The organism is Pseudoalteromonas sp. CnMc7-15 (assembly GCF_022347925.1).
Lineage (GTDB): Bacteria > Pseudomonadota > Gammaproteobacteria > Enterobacterales > Alteromonadaceae > Pseudoalteromonas > Pseudoalteromonas ruthenica.
The window spans coordinates 198,920-211,441 of the sequence record NZ_JAKRFT010000004.1 but is presented as its reverse complement, the minus strand read 5'-3'; the positions used below and the strand labels follow the sequence as shown (position 1 = coordinate 211,441).

14 protein-coding genes are annotated in these 12,522 nt (G+C 47.3%); 7 read left to right on the top strand and 7 right to left on the bottom strand.

The window, feature by feature from the left end:
- Positions 1–6: 6 nt before the first annotated feature.
- The 4 genes from MHM95_RS11410 to MHM95_RS11395 all read left to right on the top strand — a co-directional run bounded on the left by MHM95_RS11410 (position 7) and on the right by MHM95_RS11395 (position 2,372).
- On the top strand, positions 7–750 hold the full coding sequence (locus MHM95_RS11410) for a sporulation protein (protein WP_022945717.1): 744 nt from the start codon (positions 7–9) through the stop codon (positions 748–750).
- A 67-nt stretch (positions 751–817) separates the two neighbouring features.
- Complete coding sequence (locus MHM95_RS11405; RefSeq protein WP_239385452.1) at positions 818–1,261, top strand: GNAT family N-acetyltransferase; 444 nt, start codon at positions 818–820, stop codon at positions 1,259–1,261.
- Positions 1,262–1,396: 135 nt separating this feature from the next.
- The gene (locus tag MHM95_RS11400; RefSeq protein WP_239385316.1) at positions 1,397–1,627 is read left to right on the top strand and encodes a hypothetical protein; all 231 of its coding nucleotides are present in this window, start codon (positions 1,397–1,399) and stop codon (positions 1,625–1,627) included.
- Positions 1,590–2,372: a diguanylate cyclase gene (locus MHM95_RS11395; protein ID WP_239385315.1), complete on the top strand. Its 783-nt coding sequence runs from the start codon at positions 1,590–1,592 to the stop codon at positions 2,370–2,372. The genes MHM95_RS11400 and MHM95_RS11395 overlap by 38 nt, the downstream gene beginning before the upstream one ends.
- A 26-nt stretch (positions 2,373–2,398) precedes the next feature.
- Here the strand turns inward: MHM95_RS11395 and MHM95_RS11390 are convergent, their stop codons facing one another.
- The 6 genes from MHM95_RS11390 to MHM95_RS11365 all read right to left on the bottom strand — a co-directional run bounded on the left by MHM95_RS11390 (position 2,399) and on the right by MHM95_RS11365 (position 8,126).
- On the bottom strand, positions 2,399–3,748 hold the full coding sequence (locus tag MHM95_RS11390; RefSeq protein WP_151172990.1) for a sodium-dependent transporter: 1,350 nt from the start codon (positions 3,746–3,748) through the stop codon (positions 2,399–2,401).
- A gap of 210 nt (positions 3,749–3,958) precedes the next feature.
- Complete coding sequence (locus MHM95_RS11385) at positions 3,959–5,227, bottom strand: ATP-binding protein (RefSeq protein WP_239385314.1); 1,269 nt, start codon at positions 5,225–5,227, stop codon at positions 3,959–3,961.
- A 19-nt stretch (positions 5,228–5,246) separates the two neighbouring features.
- Positions 5,247–5,954: a response regulator transcription factor gene (locus MHM95_RS11380; protein WP_239385313.1), complete on the bottom strand. Its 708-nt coding sequence runs from the start codon at positions 5,952–5,954 to the stop codon at positions 5,247–5,249.
- Positions 5,955–6,350, bottom strand: coding sequence for a DUF3019 domain-containing protein (locus MHM95_RS11375; protein ID WP_239385312.1), 396 nt, complete (start codon positions 6,348–6,350; stop codon positions 5,955–5,957).
- Positions 6,340–7,170 (bottom strand): MipA/OmpV family protein, encoded by an 831-nt coding sequence (locus MHM95_RS11370; protein ID WP_239385311.1) that lies wholly within the window; start codon positions 7,168–7,170, stop codon positions 6,340–6,342. Before MHM95_RS11370 ends, MHM95_RS11375 begins: the two co-directional genes overlap by 11 nt.
- A 101-nt stretch (positions 7,171–7,271) precedes the next feature.
- A complete protein-coding gene (locus MHM95_RS11365; RefSeq protein ID WP_138508823.1) occupies positions 7,272–8,126 on the bottom strand; it encodes a hypothetical protein in 855 nt (284 codons plus the stop codon).
- A 111-nt stretch (positions 8,127–8,237) separates the two neighbouring features.
- Between MHM95_RS11365 and MHM95_RS11360 the strand changes: the two genes are divergently transcribed.
- Complete coding sequence (locus MHM95_RS11360; protein ID WP_239385310.1) at positions 8,238–9,392, top strand: serine hydrolase domain-containing protein; 1,155 nt, start codon at positions 8,238–8,240, stop codon at positions 9,390–9,392.
- 61 nt (positions 9,393–9,453) lie between these two features.
- Here the strand turns inward: MHM95_RS11360 and yhbY are convergent, their stop codons facing one another.
- On the bottom strand, positions 9,454–9,750 hold the full coding sequence (gene yhbY / locus MHM95_RS11355) for a ribosome assembly RNA-binding protein YhbY (RefSeq protein WP_022945707.1): 297 nt from the start codon (positions 9,748–9,750) through the stop codon (positions 9,454–9,456).
- A gap of 89 nt (positions 9,751–9,839) precedes the next feature.
- Between yhbY and rlmE the strand changes: the two genes are divergently transcribed.
- Both rlmE and ftsH read left to right on the top strand, forming a co-directional pair.
- The gene (gene rlmE, locus MHM95_RS11350) at positions 9,840–10,469 is read left to right on the top strand and encodes a 23S rRNA (uridine(2552)-2'-O)-methyltransferase RlmE (protein ID WP_022945706.1); all 630 of its coding nucleotides are present in this window, start codon (positions 9,840–9,842) and stop codon (positions 10,467–10,469) included.
- A 64-nt stretch (positions 10,470–10,533) separates the two neighbouring features.
- Complete coding sequence (ftsH, locus tag MHM95_RS11345) at positions 10,534–12,468, top strand: ATP-dependent zinc metalloprotease FtsH (RefSeq protein WP_022945705.1); 1,935 nt, start codon at positions 10,534–10,536, stop codon at positions 12,466–12,468.
- The last annotated feature ends 54 nt before the right edge of the window (positions 12,469–12,522 follow it).

Genomic DNA, 12,522 nt, shown 5'->3' with positions numbered 1-12,522 from the left:
GAAGTGATGTTTAAAAAAATCCTGGCCTCTGTAGGAATTGGTGCCGCCAAAGTCGATACGGTACTACAAACTGAGCATTTACACCCCGGGCAAAAGTTTCATGCCGAAATCATTATAAAAGGGGGTGATGTAGAACAAGATATTTCTGGTTTGGAATTGGCCTTGATGACCCGCGTAAAAGTAGAGTCAGATGATGGCGATTACTTTACGAATCATATTATTGAAAAGTGGCGTGTGGGCGAGAAGCTGACCTTACAACCTGGTGAAGAAAAACGTATTCCGTTTGAAGCACGATTGCATTCTGAAACTCCGATCACCGAATTTATCGCCGGTTACAACCAAACCCATGTATGGATTCAAACAGGTTTAAATATCGATTTGGCCATTGACGCCAGCGATCGCGATCCGTTGCATATTTACCCTAACGAAGCTGTTAAAGCCTGTATGCAGGCAATGGATAGGCTGGGCTTTAGGTTAATGAAAGCCGATGTTGAAAAAGGCTATTTGCGCGCACCGAGCTTCCATTCTACCTCGGGATGCTATCAAGAACTTGAGTATCGACCGCAAAGCGGCGGCATGTTTGGCATTCAAGAGGTGGAGTTATCGTTTGTCCCCGAAGCACATAAAACGCATGTTTTAATTGAGCTAGATCGCGCGTTTCGCTCCGACGGGTACATTGATTTGACCATCGAGCACGATCACGTGAATTTATCGCAGATCTGCGACCAATTAGAGCGCTTAATTCACTAAGTTAGCAGAACAACAAAGCGTTAAGCCCAGCACCGCTGGGCTTTTTTAATGGGATATGAGTATGACGATACACTGGCTATGTAAAGGCTTTGATGAGCTGACAACCACCGAATTATTTACTTTGATGCGTGCTCGTGTTGATGTTTTTGTCGTCGAGCAGAACTGCCCCTACCCAGAGCTAGACGATGGCGATATTGATGCCAAGAGCAAACATATTTTAGGGTATCAGAACAATCAGTTGTGTGCTTATGCGCGTTGTATCGACAAGTCAGAAAGTGTCGCTATCGGACGCGTACTCGTGCTGCCCCATGCACGAGGACAAGGGGTAGCCCAGCGTTTAATGGAGCATGCTTTAGGCGTGTGTGAGCAGTTTTTTAGTGAACGTCCGGTGATGTTAAGTGCGCAGACCTATTTACTTGGCTTTTATCAGCAATTGGGGTTTGTGACGCGTGGGTCGCCTTATCTGGAAGACGGCATTGAGCATCAGGATATGTATTTGTATAAGCGCTAACCCCGCCACTTTTAGGTAGCGCCCGCTAAAGTTGCTTAATGGCTCATATCACCTACCTTTAGGGAATAAAAGTAACTAGCAGATGACAAGCCACCGGCTGGGCATTACAACGCCAGTGACTCAATGGAGGGCGACTTGAGTGCAACAAACACCCCGATGGAACCGGATACTGAAGAGGTCGAAGAACACCTAAGAGAAGCTATCGACGATAGCACTGTCTTAATAGTCGAAGACAACGATGCCGACTTTGATTTACTGCGGGAGGTGTTATCCCCTCATTTCAATGTTAAGCGCTGCCGTGATGGTGAAGCTGCGCTGCGGCTTACTTATGGACATTGCCCCGCATATCGTGATCACCGAATTTAATTTGCAAGGCATGGACGGTATTGTTTTATGTCAGCGAATTCGAGAGCACAGCCGTTTTGATGATATTCCGGTATTAATGGTAAGCAGTGAGGAGCATGCCCAGCGCGAAGTTGATTTTTGGGATGCTGGGTGCAGTGACTTTGTGCGTAAGCCCTACAGCTTAACGACCTTGTACAAGCGAGTAATGCACCATTTAAAATACAAGAAAATGCTCGATGAATACAAAGAAGCGGCCATGGTTGATTCACTCACAAAAGTGTTTAATCGCCGCTACCTTGAGTCCACCATGCTGCAATTATCCAGTCGCCATGAAACACCGGAAATATCGGCCTTGCTGATTGATGTGGACTGGTTCAAAAAGTACAACGACAGCTACGGCCACCTCGCCGGGGATGCGGCGTTGGTACAGATTGCTGAAGTACTCACGCGCAGCTTAATGCGCTCGACAGACTTTGTAACCCGCTTAGGAGGGGAGGAGTTCGCGGTTATTTTGCCGCATACCGATGCAAGCGGAGCACAACTTATCGCAGAGCGGGTACTCACCGGTGTCAGGGCGTTAGCCTTACCTCATAAACACTCGGACTATCACCGTGTTAGTGTCTCTGTTGGCGGCATCACCTGTGGATTTGCACCTGAGGACTGGCGCAGCATGATTAAACAAGCAGATGAAAACCTATACCAAGCAAAAGCACAAGGACGAAATAAAGCGATATGTACTGTTGAGAAGAGGAGTCAGCCGCAGTAACTTATTGCGGCTGACCAGCTAGGCTTTTAGCGCAGCGAGTTGATAAACACCAAGGAAATACAAATGGGGCAAACGAACTTGATATACCAAGGCCAGATTTTCCAAAACCAGCTATTCGCTGCCTCAGGGCAACCAGACTGAATTTCTTTGAGCAGCGAGGCTCGATGCCAAATCCATCCCACAAAAACACAACACATAAGTCCAAGTAGAGGCTGTCCGAAGCGCGTTGTTAGCGCAATCACGAAGCCAAATAGTTGCTCGAAGTTGAAAATGATGGTGAAGCTCACTAAACAAATCAGTACGCCGATCACCCAGGTTGCTGGACGGCGGTTAAGGCCAAACTTCTCAACGGTATAAGACACAGGTGCTTCAAGCATAGAAATAGACGAGGTTAGCGCGGCGATACTCATCAAGGCGAAAAAGGCAAAACCCACATACAGCCCCGCACTTCCCATGGAATCAAAAAGTGCCGGTAACACTTGAAAAACCAGTGTGTCTTCAGAAAGTAACTTGCCAGAGGCATCAAATATTTCAACACCTTGGGCTTGTGCTACGTACATCGCCGGGATTATCAAAAGGCCAGCGACAAAGGCAATAAACACGTCAATTAAGGTAACCGATGCACCTAGGGTAACGAGGTTTTCGCTTTTAGAGATATAAGAGCCATAAATGATCATCACACTGGTGCCCAACGACAGTGAGAAGAATGCTTGGCCTAAAGCACTGACTAACAGCGCCGGTTCAAATAGCGCAGAAAAGTCAGGCAGCAAGTAGTTCTTTAATCCTTGTGTCGCGCCTTCTTGGCTCATTACGTAGGCGATCAGAGCGAATAAAATCGCTAGTAACGCTGGCATCAATCGTTTTGACCACTTTTCAATGCCATTTTCAACGCCCTTACTAATGATCATCACGGTCAGTAGAATAAAGCCGCCTGCAAAGAGTAAGTTGCGTGACAGTGACTGGCTAGTCAGCCAATTGGCAGCCTCGCTCTGCCCGGCTAGTTGCGCTACCGGCTCAGCAGTGAAGCTGATCATCCAACCCGCCACTATGGCGTAAAAGCTTAAAATTAACCCCGCACAAATGATGCCACCAAAGCCAACAATAAAGGCCAAGGGATGTTGCCAGCGATGGTTCGACACTTTCTTAAGCGACGCCACCGCATTGGCCTGACCATAGCGACCAACGACCAATTCCGCCATCAGTGCGGGATAGGCTAAGCAAAACGCCAATACTAAATAAGCCAATACAAAAGCAGCCCCGCCATTGGAGGCTGTTTGGGTGGGGAAGCCCCAAATATTACCGAGTCCGACCGCTGAGCCAGCAGCGGCCATTATAAAACCAAAACGGGAGCTAAACTCCCCACGCGACGCACTCATATTATTATATTTCTCTGTAGGTGAACGGCGCTCCCAATCTACTGTAATTTCCATGAAATAAAAAGCTCACGGGGGCATTTATTGCCCGTATAGCAGGGTAAAGCGCGCTGTACATAGAAAAAAGGTCGCCTATCATAAAGGGCCGTAATCTCGCTGTTTGAGCTTATTTGCGACCAAGTGTGATTCAGTGTAGGGAATGTAAATTGAAGGTTACAGAGGTAATTTAAGGGTGAATTTCGCCCCACCTAAAGAATTTGATTCACTCACTTCTAAGTAGCCGTGATGCCAGACCATGACTTTTTGACATATGGCCAAGCCTAATCCATAACCCTGCGCAGAGCGGTGTTTGGCGCTTTGATAGAAAGGTTTTAATATCGCCGCACGTTCTGCCTGAGGGATCCCGGGGCCATCATCTTCAATCGTAATCGCTAGAAAGTGACCGTCAATATTTGCACAAACGGTTACTGATTGGTGTGCATAGCGAAGGGCATTACTCAAAATATTAATTAATGCTCGCGCTAGCCAGTGCAGATCGGCGTTTATTTTTAATGCATTTGAGCAGCGTACCTCAATATGTTGCCCATTGGCCTTCGCTTGCGCTTGTAATTGCTCGCAAATATCGTACAAGTAGAGCGACGCGCTTGTTTGGCTATAGGTTAATTGTTGAGTTTGCTGTTGCAGAGCCGCGTAGCTCAGGTAGCTGTTTAGCATCGACTCCATGGTGTCTAAATCTTTTTCCATACGCTGGAGGTAGCGCTGTTGCGCGCCTTTCTCGTCACTTTCAATTGCCGCATCCAAGCCAAAGCGCAGGCAGGCAATGGGTGTACGAATGTCATGAGAGAGGCTCGACGCCATCAGTTTATTCTCATCCAGTAACGCATTAATTTGCTCCGCCATGGCATTAAAGCGTCGTTCTAATTGTGTGGTATAGCTCCAGCGGCTGGCGCTAATACGTTTTTCTAAATGACCGTCAGCAAACTGCTGGGTTACATTAGAGAGCACACTAATACGGCGGGTGAGGGGGATAAGAGGGAGCCACATACACAAACTGACCCCGGTGTAGAATAACACTGTGAGTAGCAAGTCATGATCCGCTGCTTTGGGTTTGGGTAGGCGCATGGTGAGGTGCTTCCCATGCAAGCTGTCGGCAGCGCGCACTAAATAAAGGCCCTGGTTATCCGCAAGTACCAATCCAGAATTACTATACAGCTGGGTGATTAAAGAAGGGGGAAGGGCTAACGTGGCGTTATTCTCAAGACCGATATCGAGTTTGAAGTGTTGGTTTAGCGTATCCAATCCTTGTTGCTGATTTTTCGCCTTGTACTCACTAAGGTAAGAGACCATTCCAGCAAGCACTTTTCGTTGTTGTGTGAAGTCATCCTGTTGCGTTGGGCCACTAGCGAAGCTGTCGATAAGCCAGCTTAGCAACACCACAGAAATTAACGCTGTGCACAACAAAGATAAGTACAGTTTTTTCATATAAACGCATGATTAGGAGCTAACTCCACGCATCCTTCACTAACAAGTACCCTTTGCCCCATATGGTTTTAATACGCTGCGGCTTGTTGCCATTGTCATTAAAGTGTTTGCGCAGCGCCGAGACCACCACATCAATACTGCGGTCAAGGCCATCGTATTCTCGTCCCTTAACGGCACGAAACACGGAATCTCTGTCTACCACTTCACCGGCATGCTGGGCAAGGTAACAGAGCAAGGCAAATTCGGCATTCGACAGTGCCACCTCGTTATTGTTAAAACTGACGCGTCGCGCTTCAGTATCGATTCTCAGACCGCCCACTTGAATGCTCTCGCGTTCTTTTTTGGGCGGTTGTTCGTCGCTGCCTGGGCGTAACGCCGCTTTAATTCGAGCGAGCAGAACTCGAGGGCGTACCGGCTTGGCGATATAGTCGCTAGCACCCACCTCAAGGCCGATGACTTCATCTAATTCATTATCGCGCGCAGTCAACATAATAATCGGCTGCTGATAAAATTGCCGTAAGCGTGTACAGACACTTATGCCATCCATTCCTGGAAGCATGACATCGAGTAACACCAAATCAGGGTGATGACTTTGTACATAGCCTTCTACTTCCTTGCCGTTACCACAGCAGCCAACCTGATAGCCATTTTGGCTTAGGAAGTCTTGCATCCACTCGCTCAGAGAAAGGTCGTCTTCAACAACAAGAATATGGGGTGATTGCTGCATCTAAAATAATCTCCAGCGACGTTTTTTCTGTCCATTGGTATAAACCCACTGCACTCGCACTTCGGTGTCAGCAATGGTCTCGCCTGATGCTCTTGGAAAGAGTTCGAAGCGCACGGCTTTAGGGCTGGCAAAATCGACGATAATATAGCCTTGACGCTGTCCTTGCCAGCAATGCAGAGGCTGCTGTTTGGTTTGTTCACGGATGCAGTAAGCTGCGTCATTGGCTACTTGCCATTGCAACTCGATATCAGAATAACAGGTGCGGCCTTGACGCAGCGCAACACAAGTATTGGGCGTTGCCAATAAAGCGTGCGTTGGCACCGTGGTTTGCTGTGCTAAGGACGCACTCGGGAACACGGTTGTGCCGACAAGGGCGAGGGCTAATCTAAAACACATAACGCACGCCTACCTTGGCTTTATGCTGATATGATTGAGAAATGATAGGGCTGTCACTGATCTCACCCGAGAAATAGGTTGATAACCAGCCTGCAAGGAATACCCAATTCCGTGATAGTGGGTGCTCAGCATGAAGCTCTAGCATGACCGCATAGGCGATATCTGGCTTATAATAAGGTCGAGATTCGGTGCTTTCATGCTCATCGATACCAAAGTAATAATCGCTAAACTCACGACCATACACGTTAAACCCTAAACCGCCTCGAAACTCCCAGTTGCGATACTGCTGAATGCTCGATAGAAACGTGGTAAATACCCAGTCGTTGTGGGTATCAGTAACATCATGAAGTAACTCAAAAGATAATTGGCTGCTCTCAAAGCGCCGCGATAGTCTAATACCCATGTCAAAATCATAGTGACGTCGGTCGATACCCGCGAGGGCATCTATCACATCTCGGTCGTATAACTTTAAGCCTGTTTCATCAAAACCGGATTGCACATTGGTGCCAAGAATATCCAAGCCCCAGTCATATTTATCGATGAGTGAATAGCCAATGACCATGCCACCACTGAGTTGGCTATTGTCGACGTCGAGGTAAAACTTATCGTAGCTGAGCACTAAGTTAATATTGGGTTCAAGGCCATCATCATAAGAGTCCAAGCCGATAAGGTACGAGTCCTCGACGTAGTAGCCCAGACCTACGCTCCAGTCCCAGTTAAAACCCTGTTGTGGTTCAAGACGATTATCTGAGTAATAGCGGTTACTCGCAGAGACAGCAAAACTAACAAGTAAAATAATGAGGGAGATTAAGGCGCGCATAGTGGTAATGGTTTTTTATTTTCCAGTGTACCGATCCCCAGCGGCCAAGTCTGTAAGAAAATGTAGCATGGCAGCAAGGTGCCATGCGTGACCAAAGGAGACTAGTTTACGTTGATCTTCTCTAGCAAAATACCACTTAAATAGTAATGTAAATCAGGGACTAAAGCACTGACTTCAGCTTGCTCACAGGCTCCTGCTATTTTACTTAAGCCTGAACTTTTAGTGCGTACTATGTATTGAGGTGCTTGCGGTGCTGGCTGAGCCCCTCGTTTTTGCATCGCATCGGGTGCATTGTGAGTATTTACAAACTGTTGCACTTGCTCAAGGTTTTCTATGTGATCAGACATTACCAGCTTATAGCGCAGGGGGTTACGTTGGAAGCTAGCGGTGTCTATTGACGATTTAGCAAACCATACAACATCTTGAGAGCTTTGATGGGAAAGCTTCATGCTCACAGAGCCAAGAATATTGCTGCACTGTTTGGTGGTAAACTGCTGCGCCAAATCACTTTCGCCAAATACGGTGGCGTTAGCAAGTTGATATTCGATACTTTCGGTTTCACTGATGTCTAGCTGGTTTATGCTTAATACATAATCGGCTTGCTTGCGGTCACTGATCACCGTTAGTTGCTTATCATTTAAAATAGCCACTAGGCGGTTACGCAGGCGCTCAGTTAATGCCACCTGTTCACTTTCGATGACCACACTTTGGCCTCGTGTAATAGGGTGTGCGGGCAATTGCACTGATTTTACACGCGGCGCTTGGTGCGCGTATTGATACTCGAGTATGTAGGTGCGCTCACTTAGGCTTGGTTTAATTGGCATCCGTACTTTTTCAGGGGCCGGTGCCAAGGTCGTTTCCATAGTGGTGCAACCACTGGCCAATAGCACTGACGCGCTAAAGGCAGTTACTAATAAATGCTTGTTCATAGTGCCATAACTCTCAATTACACTCATTCACTCATATCCCAGCAAGTTGAACCGCAGCATTGTACGTGAGTTTACTGTAAACTTCATGATATTATTCTGCGATTATGATTCAGCATTGCCATAACTATAATAATGAAAATGAAGTTCTTAGTTATTCTCTTTGTTGCTGCGTTTAGTGCATTTTCTTATGCTGAACAACAGCCACCGTTCACCGAGGCAACCGATGCTAAACAATGGCACCGGTTTGTTGATAATTATGTGGCGAGCTTAGAGCGTCAACTGGAGCAAAAAAAAGTGCCCGGGGCCGCGCTTTCTATTGTTCACCCTGACTTTCCTTCCATCGCCTTAGGATTTGGTAAAACAAAAATAAGAAAAGGCCGACAAGTGGACGTAAATACCCGTTTTCGACTTGCCTCGGTCTCAAAAACATTTACCGGTTCGTTAGCTGCTAAGCTGGCGGCGCAAGGTGTACTTAATCTAGATGCACCAGTGCAAAAATATTTACCCGCGTTTAATGATACCGTTTATAGGGACAATTTAAAAGTCGCGCATCTATTAAGTCACTCCAGCGGATTAGTGCCTAACGCCTATGATAACCTTATTGAGTCACGCATGGACTATCCGGATATCGTCTCAAAGTTATTGAAAGTTGAGCCATTATGCACACCAGGGCAGTGCTACGGGTATCAAAATGTAATGTTTGCTATGGTCGGCGATGTGATTCGTAATGCCAGCGGCTTAGAGTACGAAACATGGATGCAAGAGTTTATATTTAAACCGTTACGTATGCGCCATGCCAGTATTGGTTATGAGGGTATGGTGCGGGATGAAAACTTTGCTTATCCCCATGTGCGCGGGCGAAAACGTTGGCATACGGCGCGGTTAAAGAAAAATTACTACAAGGTCTCCCCAGCGGCAGGCGTCAATGCCAGCGCCGCAGATATGGTGCAGTGGCTTAAAGCACAGCTTGGTATGTACCCCAGTGTGCTGCCGCCTGAGGCGTTACAGGCACAAGTGCGTCCTTACACGGTGACCAAAAAGGAGCGCTATCGTCGCGTGTGGCGAAAACATGTAAATGAGGCACATTATGGCCTGGGTTGGCGTATCTATGATTATGATGATGAGACCATCTTTTATCATAGCGGTTGGGTGCAGGGTTATCGCACCGATATCGTTGTCATCCCCCGTTTAAATGTCGGTTTTAGTCTGCTGCTGAATGCCGAAACAGGTTTAATTAACGAGTTGACCACGCAATTTATTGATCAGTTGCTGGCGATGTCACAACCGGCATAAAAGTGGGCGTTGAAACTAAAAAAGGTCGGCATGAGCCGACCTTTTTTACAAGCGTTCGTGACTACCCGCGAGGTAGCTGAATTTTACGCTCTTCGCTTTGGCGATAAATAGTTAAAATATGACCAATGCTTTGCACTTTGTAGGCACCCGTTTCACGGATGATGGCATCAAAAATAAGTGCTTTAGTTTCTCTATCACTGGTTGGCACTCTAACCTTAATGAGCTCATGGATGTCCAAAGCACTGTCGATTTCGGCAATCACCCCTTCGGTCAGGCCGTTAGCACCCAACAAAACCACTGGCTTAAGTGGGTGTGCGAGGCTTTTTAGGTATTGCTTCTGTTTATTCGATAGTTTCATAGATTTTCAAATTTTGCTGATTCGAGCTTGAATTATCGGTATTCTAACGCCATCTAGCAGATATTACTATTTTAGTTGCGTGTTAATTTATGGCGAATAAGAAGCACTCGGCGAGCTCCCAGCGATGGTTGAAAGAGCATTTCGACGACCATTATGTGCATGAAGCGCAAAAGCAAGGGTGGCGGTCGCGCGCGGTTTTCAAACTTGATGAAATCCAAAATAAAGACAAATTACTTAAACCCGGCATGGCGGTCGTCGATTTAGGCGCGGCCCCAGGAAGTTGGTCACAGTACTTGGCGCAGAAGGTTGGCGACAATGGTCAGGTTATCGCCTGTGATATCCTGCCTATGGACTCTTTGGCTGGGGTCGACTTTTTACAAGGCGATTTTCGCGAAGAGGCTGTGCTAAATGCGTTGCTCGAGCGTATAGATGGGCAGAACGTCGATGTGGTGTTCTCGGATATGGCCCCGAATATGAGTGGTAATATGAGTACCGACCAAGCGGGAAGCATGTATCTGGTAGAGTTGGCACTGGATATGTGCCACCAAGTGCTAAAGAAAAACGGCGCCTTTGCGGTTAAAGTGTTCCAAGGCGAGGGCTTTGATCAGTTTGTAAAAGACGTTCGTGACAGCTTTCGCACTGTAAAAATACGTAAACCCGATGCGTCACGCCCACGTTCCCGTGAGGTATATGTAGTAGCTACGGGCTACAAACTGTAGTACAGTTGTCGGGAAAAGTTGAATTTAATTAATTTGGATACAAGAGGTTAACACCTTGAGTGATATGGCAAAGAATTTAATACTATGGCTGGTTATTGCCGTTGTTTTGATGTCGGTTTTTCAAAGCTTTAACGGCTCCGACAATTTAGACAGGCAAACGAGTTACACACAATTCGTCAAGGATGTACGCAGCGGTTCGTTGCGCGAAGTCGTGATAGACCGTGGAACAGGCGCAATCACTGGAGTTAAAACCAGTGGTGAGCGTTTTCAAACAACCATGCCTATGTATGACGAAGACCTTATCAATGACTTACTCAAAAATGATGTCAACGTAAAAGGTGTTCAACCTGAAGAGCAGTCCTTACTGGCAAGCATTTTCATTTCCTGGTTCCCAATGTTACTGCTTATTGGCGTATGGATATTCTTCATGCGACAAATGCAAGGTGGTGGCGGCAAAGGCGCGATGTCCTTTGGCAAAAGTAAGGCTCGTTTAATGAGCGAAGACCAGGTTAAGACCACTTTCGCTGACGTTGCTGGTTGCGATGAAGCCAAAGAGGACGTTACCGAGCTAGTGGATTTCTTGCGCGACCCATCCAAGTTCCAAAAATTGGGCGGCAGTATTCCTAAGGGCGTACTCATGGTAGGCCCTCCTGGTACAGGTAAAACCTTGCTCGCTAAAGCTGTTGCTGGTGAAGCGAAAGTGCCGTTTTTTACAATTTCAGGTTCTGACTTTGTTGAAATGTTCGTGGGCGTGGGTGCATCCCGGGTTCGCGACATGTTTGAGCAAGCGAAAAAAGCCGCTCCTTGCATCATCTTTATTGATGAGATTGACGCCGTAGGTCGCCAACGGGGTGCTGGTATGGGTGGTGGTCACGATGAACGTGAGCAAACCTTGAACCAAATGCTGGTAGAAATGGATGGTTTTGAAGGTAACGAGGGTATTATCGTTATTGCTGCAACCAACCGTCCGGATGTACTGGACCCTGCATTACTTCGCCCAGGTCGCTTTGACCGTCAGGTGGTCGTTGGTTTACCAGATATTCGCGGTCGTGAGCAGATCTTAAAAGTGCACATGCGAAAAGTGCCATTGGCCGATAATGTTGAAGCTTCGGTGATTGCTCGAGGAACGCCTGGTTTCTCTGGTGCTGACTTAGCCAACCTTGTGAACGAAGCTGCACTATTCGCTGCTCGTGGTAACAAGCGTGTTGTGAGCATGGCTGAATTTGATGCCGCCAAAGATAAAATCATGATGGGCGCAGAGCGCAAATCGATGGTAATGTCTGAGGAAGAAAAAGAGATGACCGCGTATCACGAAGCCGGTCACGCTATTGTTGGGCGTATCGTGCCAGAGCACGACCCAGTGTACAAAGTGTCAATCATTCCACGTGGTCGTGCCTTAGGTGTCACCATGTACTTGCCAGAGCAAGACCGAGTGAGCCACTCGAAAGAGCACTTGGAATCAATGATTTCTAGCTTGTACGGCGGCCGTATTGCTGAAGCCATTATTTATGGCGATGAGAAAGTGACAACAGGTGCGAGTAACGACATTGAGCGGGCCACTGAAATTGCCCGTAAGATGGTGACGCAGTGGGGCTTAAGCGCGAAAATGGGCCCGCTACTGTACGCTGAAGAAGAAGGCGAAGTGTTTATGGGCCGAGGCTCATCACGCAGTGCCAGCATGTCTGATGACACAGCCAAACTGATTGATTCAGAAGTACGTGATATCTCAGATAGAAACTACGAGCGTGCAGAGCAAATCTTGCGTGATAACATTGATATCCTGCATGCCATGAAAGACGCATTGATGAAGTATGAGACCATTGATGCGCTGCAAATCGATGATTTGATGGAGCGTCGCGAGGTGCGTCCACCACGTGATGCCCACGATCAGAAGCCTCCGGCAGATGCCAAAGCTAAATCGCAAGGTGAGCTGGCCGATGAAGCAACGGCACAAGACGATAATAACGTCGATAAGCCGAACTCTGACGACAAAGAGTAAAAACCAATAGCCCCAACACAGTTTGGGGCTTTTCCTTTCCCCAAGTTAGCCATT

Bases quoted from the DNA above. Each gene is read 5' to 3' on its own strand.
- MHM95_RS11410 (WP_022945717.1), top strand. From the start codon at position 7: ATGTTTAAAAAAATCCTGGCCTCTGTAGGAATTGGTGCCGCCAAAGTC.
- MHM95_RS11395 (WP_239385315.1), top strand. From the start codon at position 1,590: ATGGACATTGCCCCGCATATCGTGATCACCGAATTTAATTTGCAAGGC.
- MHM95_RS11390 (WP_151172990.1), bottom strand. From the start codon at position 3,748: ATGAGTGCGTCGCGTGGGGAGTTTAGCTCCCGTTTTGGTTTTATAATG.
- MHM95_RS11385 (WP_239385314.1), bottom strand. From the start codon at position 5,227: ATGAAAAAACTGTACTTATCTTTGTTGTGCACAGCGTTAATTTCTGTG.
- MHM95_RS11380 (WP_239385313.1), bottom strand. From the start codon at position 5,954: ATGCAGCAATCACCCCATATTCTTGTTGTTGAAGACGACCTTTCTCTG.
- MHM95_RS11375 (WP_239385312.1), bottom strand. From the start codon at position 6,350: ATGTGTTTTAGATTAGCCCTCGCCCTTGTCGGCACAACCGTGTTCCCG.
- MHM95_RS11370 (WP_239385311.1), bottom strand. From the start codon at position 7,170: ATGCGCGCCTTAATCTCCCTCATTATTTTACTTGTTAGTTTTGCTGTC.
- MHM95_RS11365 (WP_138508823.1), bottom strand. From the start codon at position 8,126: ATGAGTGTAATTGAGAGTTATGGCACTATGAACAAGCATTTATTAGTA.
- MHM95_RS11360 (WP_239385310.1), top strand. From the start codon at position 8,238: ATGAAGTTCTTAGTTATTCTCTTTGTTGCTGCGTTTAGTGCATTTTCT.
- yhbY (WP_022945707.1), bottom strand. From the start codon at position 9,750: ATGAAACTATCGAATAAACAGAAGCAATACCTAAAAAGCCTCGCACAC.
- rlmE (WP_022945706.1), top strand. From the start codon at position 9,840: ATGGCGAATAAGAAGCACTCGGCGAGCTCCCAGCGATGGTTGAAAGAG.
- ftsH (WP_022945705.1), top strand. From the start codon at position 10,534: ATGGCAAAGAATTTAATACTATGGCTGGTTATTGCCGTTGTTTTGATG.